The 15,821-nt window shown below is 70.0% G+C and carries 8 protein-coding genes; 7 read left to right on the forward strand and 1 reads right to left on the reverse strand.

Annotation, left to right across the window (positions count from 1 at the left end):
• Position 1: 1 nt before the first annotated feature.
• Both mdoH and GTZ93_RS26965 read left to right on the forward strand, forming a co-directional pair.
• A complete protein-coding gene (gene mdoH, locus GTZ93_RS26960) occupies positions 2-2,026 on the forward strand; it encodes a glucans biosynthesis glucosyltransferase MdoH (protein WP_161663093.1) in 2,025 nt (674 codons plus the stop codon).
• A gap of 42 nt (positions 2,027-2,068) precedes the next feature.
• On the forward strand, positions 2,069-3,703 hold the full coding sequence (locus GTZ93_RS26965) for a M28 family metallopeptidase (protein WP_139923371.1): 1,635 nt from the start codon (positions 2,069-2,071) through the stop codon (positions 3,701-3,703).
• A gap of 12 nt (positions 3,704-3,715) precedes the next feature.
• On the opposite strand, the gene GTZ93_RS26970 is transcribed toward GTZ93_RS26965, so the two are convergent.
• Entirely contained in the window at positions 3,716-6,862 is a 3,147-nt protein-coding gene (locus GTZ93_RS26970) for an ATP-binding protein (RefSeq protein ID WP_139923369.1), read from the reverse strand.
• A 363-nt stretch (positions 6,863-7,225) separates the two neighbouring features.
• Between GTZ93_RS26970 and GTZ93_RS26975 the strand changes: the two genes are divergently transcribed.
• Genes GTZ93_RS26975 through GTZ93_RS26995 form a run of 5 tightly spaced genes read left to right on the forward strand, consistent with a single transcriptional unit; the run spans position 7,226 to position 15,816 of the window.
• A complete protein-coding gene (locus tag GTZ93_RS26975; protein WP_139919499.1) occupies positions 7,226-8,056 on the forward strand; it encodes a hypothetical protein in 831 nt (276 codons plus the stop codon).
• A gap of 4 nt (positions 8,057-8,060) precedes the next feature.
• Positions 8,061-8,873 (forward strand): TIGR02452 family protein, encoded by an 813-nt coding sequence (locus GTZ93_RS26980; RefSeq protein ID WP_139919500.1) that lies wholly within the window; start codon positions 8,061-8,063, stop codon positions 8,871-8,873.
• A gap of 42 nt (positions 8,874-8,915) precedes the next feature.
• Positions 8,916-11,192, forward strand: a complete 2,277-nt coding sequence (locus tag GTZ93_RS26985; RefSeq protein WP_161663094.1) for a carboxypeptidase-like regulatory domain-containing protein — start codon at positions 8,916-8,918, stop codon at positions 11,190-11,192.
• A 54-nt stretch (positions 11,193-11,246) separates the two neighbouring features.
• Entirely contained in the window at positions 11,247-13,496 is a 2,250-nt protein-coding gene (locus tag GTZ93_RS26990) for a carboxypeptidase-like regulatory domain-containing protein (protein WP_257979270.1), read from the forward strand.
• A 28-nt stretch (positions 13,497-13,524) separates the two neighbouring features.
• Complete coding sequence (locus GTZ93_RS26995; protein ID WP_139919503.1) at positions 13,525-15,816, forward strand: carboxypeptidase-like regulatory domain-containing protein; 2,292 nt, start codon at positions 13,525-13,527, stop codon at positions 15,814-15,816.
• Positions 15,817-15,821: the final 5 nt, after the last annotated feature.

The following is a 15,821-nucleotide window of genomic DNA, read 5'->3' on the forward strand; positions in this document are numbered from 1 at the left end:
CATGAACGCCCAACCCTACACTCCGGCCCTGGCGCGGCCCCGTCGCGTGATGGTGCTGGGCCTGGCGGCCCTGTCCACCGGTTTCGCCTCCGTGGAGATGCACCGGCTGCTCGCGGCTCACGGCACCACGGTGCCGGAGCTGTTCGTGCTGGGGCTGTTCGCGGTGTGCTTCGCGTGGATCGCCCTGTCGTTCTGGAGCGGCGTGGCCGGCTTCATCCAGCTGGTGGCGAACCAGCGGCTGCCGGGTCTGCGCTGGCCCACGGAAGAAGAGGCCGCGCAGCCACTCACGCGCCGCACCGCGGTGGTGATGCCCGTCTACAACGAGGACCCGTCCGCCGTGTTCGCGCACGTGCAGGCCACGTATGAGTCCATCGCCGCGACGGGGCAGCTGGACGCGTTCGACTTCTACGTGCTGAGCGACTCCACGCGGGCGGAGTCGTGGGTGGCGGAGGAGCTGGCGTGGTCGGAGCTGTGCCGCCGGGTGGGCGGGCAGGGGCGCATCTTCTACCGCCGCCGCTCCGACAACACGGCCAAGAAGGCGGGCAACCTGGCGGAGTTTTGTGAGCGCTGGGGCCGCCGCTACGACTTCCTGCTGGTGCTGGACGCCGACAGCCTGATGGCGGGCGACAGCGTGGTGCAGATGGCCCGGCTGATGGAGCTGAACCCGGGCGCGGGCATCCTCCAGGTGCCGCCGCAGAACGTGGGTCGCTCCACGCTGTTCGCGCGGCTTCAGCAGTTCGCCGGGCGCGTGTATGGCCCCATCGTGGCCGCGGGCGCGGCGGCGTGGCAGATGGGGGACTCCAACTACTGGGGCCACAACGCCATCCTGCGCATGGCGCCCTTCATCGAGCACTGCGGCCTGCCGGTGCTGCCGGGCCAGCAGCCGTTCGGCGGCCACATCCTCAGCCACGACTTCGTGGAGGCCGCGCTGATGCGCCGCGCCGGCTACACGGTGTGGCTGGTGCCGGAGCTGGGTGGCAGCTACGAGCAGCCGCCGCCGGACCTGCTCGCGTACGCGCAGCGCGACCGCCGCTGGTGCCAGGGCAACCTCCAGCACCTGGGGCTGGTGATGGCGGGCGGCCTGCACCCGATGAGCCGGATGCACTTCCTCATGGGCGTGATGTCCTACGTGGCGTCGCCCCTGTGGCTCATCTTCCTGGTGGCGGGCCTGTTCGCCGCGCTGCACGAGTGGTTCTTCGCGCCCGCGACGCTGTTGGAGTTCCAGTCCACGCTGCCGGGCGGAGACGCGTTCGACACGGTGGGCGCGCTGCGGCTGATGGCGCTGTCGCTGGCGCTCCTGTGGATCCCCCGCCTGATGGGCCTGGGCCTGCTGCTCGCGAACCGCGAGGAAGCGGCGCGGATGGGCGGCCGTTTCAAGCTGGTGCTGAGCGTGATGCTGGAGGGCGTGGTGTCCACGCTGATGGCGCCGGTGATGATGCTCTTCCAGTCGCACTTCGTGTTCGGGACGCTGCTTGGCTACAAGGTGAACTGGTCCAGCCAGCAGCGCGAGGACACGGACCTGCCGTGGTCGGAGGCGCTGAGCCGGCACAAGTGGCACATGGTGATTGGCGGGGTGCTCGCGGCGCTGACGATCGCGGTGGCGCCGGGGATGCTGGCGTGGCTGTCGCCGGTCATTGTCGGGCTGTGGCTCGCTCCGGCCATCTCCGTCTTCACCGCCCGCGCGTCGCTGGGATTGTGGGCGCAGAGGAGGGGCCTGTTCCTCATTCCGGAGGAGGCCGAGCCGCCCACCGTACTGGTGCGCGCGCAGGAGCTGGCGGAGGAGGGGATGGAGCCGGTGGACGACGCGTTGGATCACGTGCTCTCCGACCCTCGCGCGCATGCGCTGCACCTGGCGCTGCTGGAGTCCCACCCGACGGCGAGCGTCCCCGTGGCGCTGGCCTCCGCCCGGCGCAAGCTGCTGGCGGGCGGGGTGGAGCCCCTGTCCCCGCAGGAGAAGTCCGCGGTGCTGTTGGACGCGCGCACCCTGTCGGAGCTGCGCGGCCGGCGGCTGGGCGTGCAGGCCTGATCCTGGTTGCATGACCCCGCTTCGCCCTGGATGCTCCGGGGCATGAAACGGGTCTCGTCCGCCGCCACGCTCGCGCTGTTCGTCTCCTCCGGGGTCTTCGCCGCGGAGGCTCCCGCATCCAGGTCCCAGGTGGCCGAGGACCGCTGGTGGAAGCACGTGGAGGTGCTCGCCAGTGACGCGATGGAGGGGCGCGACACGGGCAGCAAGGGCTACGCGACGGCCGCGGGCTACGTGTCCAAGGAGCTGGCCTCGCTCGGCGTGAAGCCGATGCTGAAGACGGGCTTCCTGCAGCCCATGGCGCTGCAGTCGCGCCGCCTCATCGAGTCGAAGTCCAGCGTCGCGCTGGTGAAGGACGGCAAGACGCTGCCGCTGGTGCAGGGCGAGGACGTCGTGCTGTCTTCGCGGCAGGGCGACAACGGCACGGTGGACGCGCCGCTGGTGTTCGTGGGCTACGGCCTGTCCATCCCCGAGCTGGGCCACGACGACTACGCGGGCCTGGACCTGAAGGGCAAGGTGGTGGTGATGCTCCAGGGCGGGCCGGGGAACATCCCGGGCCCGGTGAAGTCGCACTTCTCCTCGTGGGCGGAGCGGCTGAAGGTGCTCAAGGCGGCGGGGGCCGTGGGGGTCGTGTACCTCCAGAACCCGAAGCTGCTGGAGCTGCCGTGGGAGCGCGTCGTGGGCTCCAACAAGAACCCCACGGTGGTGTTCGCGGATCCGTCGCTCAATGATTCGCGCGGGCTGAAGGTCACGGTGGTGGCGAACGTCACGCAGTCGCAGAAGTGGCTGGAGGGCGCGCCGCACACCTACGAGGAGCTGGTGGCGCTGGCCAACGCGGACAAGCCGCTGCCGAAGTTCGACCTGCCCCTGCGCCTGAAGGCGAAGCTGGCCTTCGACGTGAAGCCGCTCAAGTCCATGAACGTGGTGGGCGTGATGCCGGGCACGGATCCGGTGCTCGCGAAGGAGTACGTGGTGCTCAGCGCGCACCTGGACCACGTGGGCGTCGGCGAGCCGGTGAAGGGGGACCGCATCTACAACGGCGCCATGGACAACGCGTCCGGCGTGGCGGCGGTGCTGGAGGTCGCGCGGCAGCTGCATGATCAGCAGGAGAAGCCGAAGCGCTCGGTGGTGTTCGCGCTGGTGACGGGGGAGGAGAAGGGGCTGCTGGGGTCGAAGTACTTCGCGTCCCGGCCGCCGGTGCCCATCACCTCCATCGTGGCGGACTTCAACCTGGACATGTTCATGCCCCACTGGCCGTTCACCTCCGTGGTGGCGCACGGCAAGGACGAGTCCTCGCTCGCGGTGCCGCTGGCGGAGGTGGCGGCGAAGCTGGACGTGCAGGTGCTCGCGGATCCGGAGCCGGACCGCAACCTGTTCGTGCGCAGCGATCAGTACTCGTTCATCCGCGAGGGTGTGCCCGCGCTGTTCTTCAAGTTCGGCTACACGCCGGATTCGGAGGAGCAGAAGGTGTTCAAGCAGTGGCTGACCGAGCGCTACCACGCGCCGTCGGATGACCTGTCACAGCAGCCCGTGGACCACGAGGGCGCCGCGCGCTTCATCACCTTCCTGACCGCGCTGACGAACGCGGTGGCGGATGCCCCCGGCCGGCCGTACTGGAACGACGACAGCTTCTTCCGCCGCTTCGCGAAGCCGGCGCCGGAGGCGGATCCGGCCCCGTGAGCCCAAGCGCCTTCACGCATCCAGGCGCGTGTCGGTGACGCCGGGGCGGGCTTCCAGGAAGCGGAGCGCGCAGCGGATGTCGGACGACGCGGTTTCACGCGGGGCGTTCCGGGCCGCTTCGATGCGACGTCGGGCGGCGACCCTGGCAGTGTTGCCTTCGGGGCTTCGCGCGGGCGCGGCGTCGGCTTCGGCCAGGTCGAGCGCCGCGCGGAGCAGATCCACGAGTTGGAAGAGGGCAGGGTCCTCGCGCAGCTCGGGGGCTCCTTCCAGTCCGGCGAAGCCCTCTCGCGCGGCGCGCAGTTCTCCGCACGCGGCCTCCAGCGCGGCCCGGTGCGCGATGAACCGCAGGGCCTGCCAGCGGGACGCACGGCCCAGGATGGTGACCGCCTCCGTCAACGCCGCGCGCGCCTGCGTCCAGTCCCCCCGGGTCAGCGAGGCGCGGCCCAGTTCGCCCAGCGCAGTGCCTTCCAGCAGCCGCAGCCCCAGGAGCCGCGACAGGCGCACCGCGGACTCCAGGTGTTCGCAGGCCTCCGCGATGCCGCCCGCGTCCATCAGGTAGCAGCCCAGGTTGATGCTCGCGAGTGCCTGACCCGCGCGGTCCTCCACGCTCAGCGCGCGGCCCAGTGCCTCGCCCAGGAGCATCACGGCTTCACCTGCGTCGCCCGCCTCGCCGATGGCGACCGCGCAGTTGGTGAGGAAGCCCACCTCGAACGTGACGTCGCCCACCTCGCGGAACAGCGCCAGCGACTCGCGCAGGTGGGGGATGGCCGCCTCCGGCCCGTGGCGCACCTGTTCGACGAGGCCCAGGTTGCCCACCGCGTAGGCCTCCAGCCAGCGGTCGTTTCCGGAGGGAAGCGCCTGCGCGTCGCGCATCAGCGTCCACGCGGCGGCTCCGTCTCCGGCGTGACGGGCGACGATGGACAGGTCCACGAGCACGCGCTTCTCCGACGCCGTCTCGCCCAGCGTGTGGAAGACGCCGCGCGCCTCTTCCAGGGCCTGGCGCGCGTACTCCGCCTGTCCCGCGTCCATGTACGCGCGGCCCAGCACCGCGAGCGCCTCCGCGCGCTTCAGCGGCGCCACGGCGACGTGGGCCGACGGCTCCAGCACACGCTCCAGCCGCTCCACGAGCAGGCCCACCGGTCCACGCGTGCGCGCATCCGGCTCCAGCGCCACCAGCGTCTCCATCGCTCGGCCCAGGGACTCCGCGGTCGCGGGACGGACGGCCATCGCGTTGGCGCACGCGGCCAGCAGGTTCTCGCGCTCCAGGGCCAGCCGCCGCAGCGCCGTCGCGCCGCCCGTCTTCTGCACGCGCTCCCGTAGCCGCCCCGCGACCTGGAGGTACGTGTCCGCGTGCCGGGCCTCGCACGCCGTCTCGTCGCCCATCTCGTGCAGCCGCAGCGCCGCGTACTCGCGGATGCTCTCGTACAACCCCAGGCGCAGGAAGCCGCCGGGAGCCCCCACCTCGCGCGCGCACAGGAGCGATTGGGAGCGCAGCGAGTGCACCACCTCCAGCACGTCCGGCGAGCCCTCTGGCAGCACCAGCACGGTTTCGGCGGCCTCCAGCGTGAAGCCGCCCCGGAACACCGAGCACTGCGCCAGCGCGGCGCGCTCGGCCGGCTCCAGCAGGTTCCACGACCAGTCGATGGCACCTCGCAGCGTCGCTTGTCGCGCGGGCGCGTCCCGCCGTCCCACTCGCAGCAGGTCAAAGCGCTTCGACAGCCGCTCGCGCAACTGCTCCACGCCCAGCACGCTCACGCGCGCAGCGGCCAGCTCGATGGCCAGCGCGATGCCGTCAAGCTGCCGCACGATGTCCGAGACGCGCGGGGCGTCCGCGTCGGTCAGGATGAAGTCGCCGCGCGTCTCACGGGCCCGCTGCACGAACAGGCGCACCGCGTCCGAGCGCAGGATCACGTCCCAGCGCGTCTCGTACGGATCCGGCAGGGCCAGCGGGGCCAGATCCAGCACGCGCTCCCCTGGCAGCCGCAGGGCTTCTCGGGTCGTGACGAGGAAACGGGCGCGCGGCGCCAGCACCCACCAGCGCCCCAGCGTCGCGGGCACGTGCCGCACCACCTGCTCCACGTTGTCCAGGATGACCAGCACGTCGCCACATCCCGCGAGCGCGCGCCCCAGCCGCTCCGCGGGCGTGCTGCCGTCTCCGTCCGCGGTGAGCGGCACGCCCAGGGCCCGGCCCACCGCGTGACAGAGGTCGCCCTCCGTCAGGGCCTCCTCCAGGTCGCATCGCCAGACGCCGCCCTCCCATGCGCCCGCGTCCGACTCCAGCGCGCCGAAGTGCGTGGCCAGCCGTGTCTTGCCCATGCCCCCCGGGCCCAGGATGCTGATCAGCCGCGCGCCCTCCGACACCCACTGCCGGAGCGTGTCCAGCTCCTCCGCGCGCCCCACCAGATCCTGCCGCAGCGTGGGCACGTTGCCGGGCCGCTCGCGCGGCGCGCGCAGGGGCCCGAAGCGGCGGTGCGCGAGCGACGCGGGCAGAAGCTCCACCAGCGCCACGCTGTCGCTCACGCCACGCAGGCGGAAGGACCCCAGTGCGCGCGCGATGGGCATCCCCAGCGCCGCCAGCTCCGGTTGGATGCGGGTCCACGCCGCGCCGCTCAGCAGCACCTGGCCGCCGTGTCCCGCGTCCGCGACGCGCGCCGCGATGTTCACCGGAGGCCCCAGGTAGTCCAGCCGGTGCGTGGACGGATCCAGGCGACAGTCGGGCTCGCCCACGTGCACGCCCATGCGCACGCGCAGGCCCCGGTGGCTCAGCCCTTCCGGCGCGTGCTCCTCCGCCGCGTCCGGCTCTTCCAGCAGGGCCTCCGGCCAGCTCGTGTGCAGCAGCGCCTCCTGCGCGCGCAGGCACCAGTGCGCCGCCTCCACCGGGGATGCGAACGCGACCATGAAGGCATCGCCCTGCGACTTCACCTCGTAGCCGTCGGTGCCCAGCAGCAGCGCGCGCAGCACGCCGTCATGCAGCTCCAGCGCGTCGCGCATGGCCTGGCCACAGCGCTCCCACAGCCGCGTGGACCCCTGGATGTCGGTGAAGACGAGCGCCACCGAACCGGTGGGCGGCAGGTGCCGGGCGGGCGGCGGAGCAGGGACGGAGGCGCCATCGTCGGCCGGGGGCGCGACGACCGTGAGTCTTCGGAAGGCCTCTCCCATCTCCCGCTCTCCCCGATGCCAGGAACCCCCACCCGCTCCCACCCTCCTGTCGCCCGTGAGGGTGACACCCGTGCCGCTGGCGCCTCACATGGAAAGCAGTACGGGCCGGAACGGCAACGCGCACCTGCCGGGCAGGGTGGTGCGCCGCTAGTGAGCACTTGTGATCGCGCCGCGCGCGCATCCATCCACGGACGACATCCGTATGACCCCGTGGGGTCGGTCGTCACCGCCTGCCCGCTTGCCGCGCCGCCGGGGTCTGCCGGGCCCCATTCCAAGGAAGACGGGGGGCCGTGTTAGGACGGAGACACGTCCCGTCCCCGCGGCTGGAGCGCGAGGGCGCGACGCCTCTTCCTGGAAGGACTCATGCGTTCGACTTCGGCACTGGCGTTGATGATGGCTTCCCTCGCGGTGGGCGCGCTGTCGGCTTGCGGCGATGACGACGGCAAGACGGACAACACCCCGGACTCGGGCACGGACGCGGGCACGAACACCGACGGCGGCACGAGCACGGGCAACGGTCAGTGCCCCGCATCCGCCATCATCTGCGAGAACTTCGACAAGGGGCAGAACGGCTGGAAGCACCCGGACGAGGACCACCACGCCACCATCGCCATCGACGGCACGCGCACCCGCTCCGGCAGCGGCGCGCTGCACGTGAAGACGGACCCGGGCTACAACGAGGACACCGGCCCGGGGGATCAGCAGGCCATCGCGCACCTGCGCAAGGACATCCCGGCGTTCGGCACGAAGCTCTACACGCGCGCGTACGTGTACCTGAACCGGGCCTCGCCGGAGGGCGTGATGGGGACGTACTTCATCCTCTTCTCCCCGAAGGACAACGACTTCGGCGGCATCGAGCTCCAGGGGATGCACAACGGCGCCTTCGCGCTGGATGACTGGAGCGGCATCAAGGGCACGGGCTGGAACCTCCAGGAGGACACGAAGGTCACGGTGTCGCCCAACAAGTGGACCTGCATCGAGTGGGGTGTGGAGCGCGCCAACAGCTCCGCCACCACGGGCCACGCGCTGGTGTGGGTGGATGGGAAGCAGGCCTACGACTTCCCCAACGTGGGCATCCGGCCCTTCACCAACTTCGGGGTGGGCTACGGCTTCGTGCACCCGAAGGGCGACTCCGCGTCGGAGACGTGGATCGACGACCTCGCGGTGGCGCCCGAGCGCATCGGCTGCGAGTGACGCCATGTCGCTGAACCGCGTCGCGGACGAGACCCTTCACATCCTGGATCAAGGCACCTACGTGCCGCTGTCCGGGCGGGAGGTGTCCATTCGCGACGCGGTGTCGCGCGCGGTCGAGGGCACCGTGCTGGTGCGCCCCGGTGACTTCGAACACCTCACGCGGCCCGCGCCGGTGCCGGGCTTCACCATCGAGGTGACGCCAGAGAAGACGGGCGACGCCGCGCGCCGGCTGGTGGAGCAGGAGGGTGAGCGGCGGGTGCTGGCGCTCAACTTCGCGTCGGCGGTGAACCCGGGCGGCGGCTTCCTCACGGGCGCGAAGGCGCAGGAGGAGGACCTGGCGCGGTGCTCGGCGCTGTACCCGTGCCTGTTGAAGTGGCCGGAGTACTATGACGTGAACCGCAAGCTGCGCTCGCCGCTGTACACGGATCACTTCATCTATTCGCCGGACGTGCCGTTCTTCCGCAACGAGCACTACGACCTGCTGGATCGGCCGTTCTCCGTGTCGGTGCTGACGGCGCCCGCGCCCAACGCGCGGGAGTTGCCGGCGAAGGATCCGGAGGTCGCGCAGAAGCTGCGCGAAGTGCTGGCCGCGAGGGCGCTCAAGGTGTTGCAGGTGGCGGCGCACCATGGGCACCGCACGATCATCCTGGGCGCATGGGGTTGCGGCGCGTTCCGCAACAACCCGCACGACGCGGCGGAGGCCTTCGCGCGAGGGCTGTCCACGATGGCGGGCGCGTTCAGCCGCGTGGTGTTCGCGGTGTACGAGCGCGGTGGGAAGGGGCCAAACCTGAGCACCTTCCGCGAGCGCTTCGGCTGAGGGCCTGTCTGGCGTTCATGCGCGCCTGCTAACCTTGCGCGCATGCGATGGAGCCAGATGGGGCTCGTGGTGGGGATGCTCGCGTGCGCGGGCACGTCGAATCAGAGGCCGGTGTCCGTGTCCGAGGTGGCGCGCACCGAGGCCGCGCCCGCGTCCGCGCTGCTCACGGTGCTGGCGAAGGATGCGGAGGGCAGGCCGCTGCCCCACATCGAGTTCCGGATCCGGGAGGCCATGGCGGATCATCCCGAGGTGATCTGGGGCATGACGGATGCCCAGGGGAAGACCGGACTGACGGTGCCTCCCGGCTGGTACGTCTTCACCGCCGAGGCCTTGGGCTACCAGACCTTCGTGGATCCGGACGTGCGGTTCGGGCGCGAACACCCGGCGACCGTGACGATGACGCTCCGTTCCTCCAAGTCGGTCCCCGGGCGCGTGGTGGACGGCGCGGATCAGCCCATTCGAGCCGTGTCGCTCTCATGGATTCCCGCGGACACGACGGCGCCCCGGTTGGACCTCGTGGGGAACCCGGACGGAACCTTCCAGTTCGAAGGCATGGGGCCCGGTCCAGGCGTGCTGCTGGCGCGGCGCAAGGGCTACAGCGACGAGCGGTGGGCATATGACGCGCGACCTTCGGAGCTGAAACTCATCCTGCGCGAGCAGGGCACGCTGCGGGTGACGGCCTTCGATCCGAAGGGCCGTCCGGTGGGCTCGCCAAGGGTGGAGGTCAAGGCGCTCGATCCCGTGGCGAAGGAGGGCGCCTGGATCGATGAGCACGTGAAGGACGCCCGGATGTACCGGGGCCTGGAGGCAGGGCGCTACCGGGTGACGTTCACGCATCCGCTGGATGGAAACGCGGAGTGGAGCACGTCCTCGGAGGTGGAGGTCGTGGCGGGGCAGACTCGCGAGCTGGCGCTCCGCTTCGAGGGTGTGGTGGAACGCGCACCGCTTCGGGGCCGCGTCATCGACGCCAGCGGACGGCCCGTGGCGGACGTGTGGCTGAGCGCCTCATCGGGTGATCCGAAGAAGGACGCCTTCGCGAGCGAGGACTCCACCCGGACCGACGCGCAGGGGCGCTTCACGTTGGAACACCTGCCGCGGGGACCTGTTCGCGTGGAGGTCTCCAGCGGGATCGTGAAGGTCGAGTTCGGTCCGGAGGCCAAGGACGTGTTGCTGGAGCGGCGTCCCAGGCCCTTCGTGGAGGGACGCGTGCTGGGACCGGATGGAAAGGCCCTGACCCGTTTCAAGGTGAACTCGGATACCTACGAGGATCCGGAGGGGCGCTATCGGTACACCCTGGAAGGCCCTGGGCCCGCGGGCCTGGTTTTCGAGGCGGAGGGACTCGCGAGCACGCGCATGCGGGTAGATCCCCGGGAGGAACGGACCGCCCTGCCAGACGTGAGTTTGGAAGCAGGCCGCACCGTGCGCGTCCGGCTCGTGCGGGAGAATGGGCAGCCGGCCGTGTCGAAGGGAAGAATGGACCTGCATCCGTTGCCCGGGCGCGAGTCGACGTTCTCCTGGTTCCAGACGTTCCGGATCGTGGATGCCGATGGCCGCGACGTGCTGGAGAACGTGCCGCGCGAGCCGTTCATCCTCGATGCGGAGACGGAAGAAGATGGAACGGCCTCACAGCCGTTGGGCGCGGACGTGGAGGAGGTGACGATGCGGCTCAGTCCGGAGGCCACGCTGGCTGGCACGATGGTGGATGAAGTGGGGCGCCCCTTGCAGGGCCTCAGCCTGATGACGGGGTGCGAGGTCTATCCCGACCGGGTGCCCGTCACCGACGCGGAGGGACGGTTCAGCTTGTCGGTCGTCCCGGAGCGCGAGTGTGTCTTGAGTGTCTATCAATACAAAGACCCAGGCGGTTGGCCCATGCCCCCGCTGCGCGTCTTCTGGCCCTTGCGATTCAACAGTGGCCGTCCAGGAGAGACGGTCCGGGTGGAGCTGCGGCCGCGCACGGGGCCCGCTGCCGTGCAGGTCTCGTTTCCGGATGCGGGCGAGTGGGATCGGGTCATCCTCGTGCCAGGGGATGTTCCGATGCCGTCGACGGCGGAGGCCATGAACGCGCTGATTGCCTCCGCTGCCGAACCGGATTCGGCCCCCGCCGAGCAGCGCCCGGAACGCCAGGTCGAGAACTGGTTCTATCGCGCCTGGGGTGAGCCCCGGTTCAGCCAGCTGCCTCTGGGGCGCTACACGGTGTTCGTGCTCGGAAGCCGTAACGGGGTCTTCGTGCTCCGCTACCCCGTGAACCTCACGGAGCCTGGCGTCCACAGGTTCGAGACGAAGCGCGCCGTGGTGGGGGGCGTGCACTTCGTTCACTGACGGAGCCGTGCCTCACGATGGCCTGCTAACCTGCGGGGCATGCGATGGAGCTGGGTGGGGCTCTTGGCCGTGGTGCTCGCGTGCGCGGAAGCGCCGCGTCCGGTGCTGAAGCGTTGGCCTCAGGAAGAGGTGCCGGTGAGCGTCCGCGTCGTGGATGCGGCGAACCAACCGGTTCCAGGAGTGTCCCTGGTCGCGCGCCGCGCGGATCGAGGGTCCTCCGTCGCCAGGGGAGGCACCACGGATGCGACCGGCACGGCGCGGCTTCAGGTGATGCCGGGCTGGTATGTCCTCCAGGCGGAGGCGCCCGGCTTCGTGAGCGTGACCCGCACGGATGCGCGGGTTCCTTTCGGTGAGGAGGTTCGTTGGGACGTGACGCTGGAGCGCGCCGCGCCCGTCGCCGGTCGCGTGGTGGACCTGGAAGGACGGCCCGTCGCGGGGGCTCGGCTTGAACTCCGCTTCGCGAACGAAGACGTGGCCGTCCCGCCGACCGAGAGCGATGCGGAAGGGCGCTTCCACTTCGACGGCGTTCCCGCCGGAGCGGTGACGCTTCGCGCGGAGAAGGACGCTTGGAGTCCGACGCGGCTGAAGCTCGCGGCGCCCGCACCGGAGTTGACGGTGGTGATGGGGGGACTCGGCAAGATGCGGGTCCGGGTGCTGGATCCCCAACAGCATCGACTGCCCGAGCCTTCCGTGTGGATCTCACTCGAGGAGGAAGGCGAGCGTCCGATGACGAAGAGCCCGATTCAGGTGCCCGAGGGCATCTTGTTCCTGAACCTTCCCGCCGGTCGCTACCACGTCTCGGGTCGATACGAGCCCTCGGTGGGATGCGAGTGGGAACGTGTCATCGAAGTCCAGGTGCTTCCGGGGCAGCAGACGGAAGCGACGGTGAGCTTCGAAGGGATCGAGGGGTTCGGGCCCTGGCGCGGGCGTGCTGTCGACGACAAGGGAAGGGCGCTTGGCGGTGGACGGGTGATGGCCTGGATGGGGGATCACGGAGAGGATGCACTCGGTCTGCGCGGAAGGTGCGAAGCCCGCGTGGAGCCGGATGGCTCCTTCTCTCTTTCACGTGTCGTCGCGCCTCCGGTCCAGGTGGTCTGGGACTCCGACAAACCGTCACCAACGCGGATGTTGAAGGGCGCGCTCGGGGCGGGGACGGGCGAAGCGCTGGTGTTTCCTCCGGAGGGCGGGACTCTGAAGGGCCGTGTGGTGCGCCCGGATGGGCAGCCCGTGGGCTACTTCGAAGTCGACGGATACTTTCCGGGGAATCAACGGGGCGAGTACGTGCAGGGCGTGTGGATGAACCACACCTATCAGTGGGTCATCGATGTGTTGGGATTCGCTCCCGCCCTTGTGCGTGCACAGGGGCAGGTGGGGGAAGAGCTCCAGGTTCCGGACGTCGTGCTCGACGAGGGCCGCACCGTGCAGGGCCGCGTCTTCGCGAGAAACGGTCGCACGGGCGTGCCCCATCAAGAGGTCCAGCTCGTGGAGACGTTCGACCTGGACGGGCATCGGTCGAATCGCCCGCGGGCGGCGAGGACCGACGCCGAGGGGCGCTTCCAATTCGAGCATGTGGCGGGCCGGCTCCAGTACCTGCGCGTGGATGCGAAGGACCAGGGGACCGTGCTCCAGGCGCTCGAACCCGATGCGTCGGCGGTGCGGTTGCGGCTCGTTCCCAACGCGGAGCTGCATGGCTCCGTGACGGATGGCGCACGGGTTCCGCTGGCGGGAGTGGGCCTGCATGTCCGCTGCGAAGGTGGCTTCAAGATGAACACGGGAACGGACCAGGCGGGCCTCTACTCCATGAACATCCCGGGAGACCGCGAGTGCTTCGTGCATCCCGTCGTGAGCCCTCTGAATGTCCGGGATGGGCACCTGCCGCCTCCGGTGTCCTTCTCTCCGACGCGGGTTCGTCTGGCGCCCGGCTCGCGCCATGCGCTGGACCCCACGCCTCGCCAAGGCGCTGCCTCGCTGAAGGTGAGCGTCGAGGCATCCCTCGAGTTCGTCACTGCGTTCGTGCTGCCAGGAGACGTTCCGTGGCCCCGCTCGCCCGAATCATTGGATGCGCTCATCCGGGCCGGCTTCAACCCGGAAGATGATGACGACGGCTTCACTCCCTCGTTCATGTGGGGGGCGGTCTTCCACTTCGGCCATCTTCCCCTGGGGCACTACACGGTCTTCATCCGGGATGCGATTGATGGAGCGGATGCGGTCCTTCGCATGCCCGTGGAGCTGACTGGAACCGACGTGCACATCATCCGGTCCGAGCGCCCCGGTCTCGGAGGCGGAAGGCCGTACACGCGCTGACGTGAGTCCATCGCGTATGCTTCGTGCCATGCGATGGAGCTGGGTGGGGCTCTGGGTGGTGGTGCTCGCGTGCGCGGAGGCTCCGCGTCCGGTGCCGAAGAAGACCCGATGGCCCGTGGACGAGGTGGCGTTCACCGTCCGGACCGTGGATCCCACCGGGCAGCCCGTGCCCGGTGTGGCGCTGGTGGTGCGCCGCGCGGACCAGGGGAGCCTGATCTCCCGGTCGGGTACTTCCGACGCGGCCGGGACGGTGCGGCTTCGGGTGATGCCGGGCTGGTATGTCCTCCAGGCGGAGGCGCCGGGTTTCGTGCGAACGCTCGAGATGGACGCGCGGATTGCTCCTGGATCGGAGGCCCGGCTCGAGCTGACGCTGAAGCGTGCGGTGCCGTTCGCGGGACACGTGGTGGATCTGGAAGGACGGCCCGTCGCGGGGGCTCGACTTCAGCTCACCCTGTCCGGGGATGAGGACTCAGCGCTGAGCACCGAAAGCGATGCGGACGGACGCTTCCGCATCGACAGCGTGCCCGCGGGGACCGTGAAGCTTCTCGCGGAGAAGGATGAGTGGAGTCCCACTCGGCTGGAGCTCGCAACGCCACAGCCGGAGTTGACGGTGGTGATGGGCGGACTGGGTTCGCTGCGAGTCCAGGTGCGCGGGCCCGATGGCAAACTGTCGTCTGCCGCCTGGATCTTCCCCGAGGATGAGGAGCAGTTCTTCGAGCTGTTCCCGGAGAAGAGGTCCGACGCCACCGTCTTCCAGAAACTTCGCGCCGGGCGCTACCGCGTCTCCGGTAGATACGCTCCCGCGTCCGGCGACTGTTTGTGGACTCAAGGCATCGAGGTCCAGGTCCTTCCGGGCCAGCAGGCGGAAGCGACGGTGAGCTTCGAGGGCGTCCAGGATGTTGGCCCCTGGCGAGGCGTGGCCGTGGATGCCAGGGGGAAGGCCCTTGCCCCGGGGGTGGTGAAAGCCTGGCTGGAGAATGGATCGCTGGATGACGTGGGCATGCATGGCCGGTGCGACGTCCGTCCGGGGCCGGATGGGTCCTTCGCCCTTCCGCACGTGTTCAAGGCTCCGGTGAGCCTGGAATGGACGGCCACCCACCCGTCCATGGGCATGTTGGCCGACGGGCCGCTTCCCGCGGGAACGGGGGAGCCGGTGATGTTCCGCTCCGGCATCGGATTGCTGAAGGGACGCGTCCTGCGGCCGGACGGGCAAGCCCAGGCGCACTTCAAGATCCGCTCGTATTCCGAAGAGGATCCGCGTGGCGAATACGAACACAACGTCCCGTCGTCACACACGTACCAGTGGGTCATCGAAGCGGAGGGCTTCGCGCCCGCGCTCGTGCGCGCGGAGGGGCGTGCGCACGAAATCCTCACCGTCCCGGATGTCGTCCTCGATGTGGGCCGCGCCGTCCACGGGCGCGTCGTCGCGGAGGATGGCAAGACGGGGGTGCCCGGGCAGGAGGTCGAACTCGTGGAGGTCTTCGACCTGGAGACCCGATGGATGCGCCGGCCTCACAAGGCAACGACGGACGCGGACGGGCACTTCCGGTTCGATCACGTCGCCGGTCGCCGCCAGTTCCTACGCGTGGACGTGAAAGGGCAGGGGACCGTCCTCCGTGGGCTCGAATCCGATGAGGTGTCGGTGCAGCTGCGGCTCGTGCCGGCTGCGCAACTCGAGGGCTCCGTGACGGTGGGGGCTCGGGTTCCCCTGGCCGGGGTGAACCTGGAGCTGCGCTGCGAAGGTGGCTTCAAGGTGGACGCCAGAACCGACGCCGTGGGCCATTACTCGGTGAGCGTTCCGGCGAATCGCCCGTGCTTCATGCACGCCCAAGCGAGTCTCCTGAACGTCAGGCCGAGGCCCCGGCCGCCACGGGTGTCCTTTTCGCCGCGGCTGATCAATCTGGCTCCGGCTTCGCAGCACCGGTTGGACTTCGAGCCAAGGCAGGGGCCCGCCCACCTGCGAGTGACCGTCAAGGCATCCCGCGAGTTCGTCACGGCGTTCATCCTGCCGGGGGACGTTCCGTGGCCGGGCTCACCGGAAGCCCTGGATGAACTCCTCCGGGCCGGCTTTGAACCCGAGCCGTGGCAGAACGCATGGGAGTCGGAGGACGGGGAGTCCGGGATCGTCCCCAGCTTCCTGTCAGGAGCGCGGTTCGATTTCAGGAGGCTGCCCCTCGGGCGCTACACGCTCTTCATCCGCGAGGAGGAGAACGGGCTCGATGAACTCCTGCGCATCCCCGTGGACCTGGCCCGGGCCGGCGTGCATGCCGTCGATTCGAAGCGGCCCGCTCGGGAGGGCGGAAGGCTCTACACGCGCTGATGCGA

The sequence above is a fragment of the Corallococcus exiguus genome (genome assembly GCF_009909105.1).
In the GTDB taxonomy this organism is placed as follows: Bacteria; Myxococcota; Myxococcia; order Myxococcales; family Myxococcaceae; genus Corallococcus; species Corallococcus exiguus.

Coding starts and splice junctions, on each gene's coding strand:
- GTZ93_RS26975 (WP_139919499.1), top strand. CDS start 7,226: ATGCGTTCGACTTCGGCACTGGCGTTGATGATGGCTTCCCTCGCGGTG.
- GTZ93_RS26980 (WP_139919500.1), top strand. CDS start 8,061: ATGTCGCTGAACCGCGTCGCGGACGAGACCCTTCACATCCTGGATCAA.
- GTZ93_RS26970 (WP_139923369.1), bottom strand. CDS start 6,862: ATGGGAGAGGCCTTCCGAAGACTCACGGTCGTCGCGCCCCCGGCCGAC.
- GTZ93_RS26995 (WP_139919503.1), top strand. CDS start 13,525: ATGCGATGGAGCTGGGTGGGGCTCTGGGTGGTGGTGCTCGCGTGCGCG.
- GTZ93_RS26985 (WP_161663094.1), top strand. CDS start 8,916: ATGCGATGGAGCCAGATGGGGCTCGTGGTGGGGATGCTCGCGTGCGCG.
- mdoH (WP_161663093.1), top strand. CDS start 2: ATGAACGCCCAACCCTACACTCCGGCCCTGGCGCGGCCCCGTCGCGTG.
- GTZ93_RS26965 (WP_139923371.1), top strand. CDS start 2,069: ATGAAACGGGTCTCGTCCGCCGCCACGCTCGCGCTGTTCGTCTCCTCC.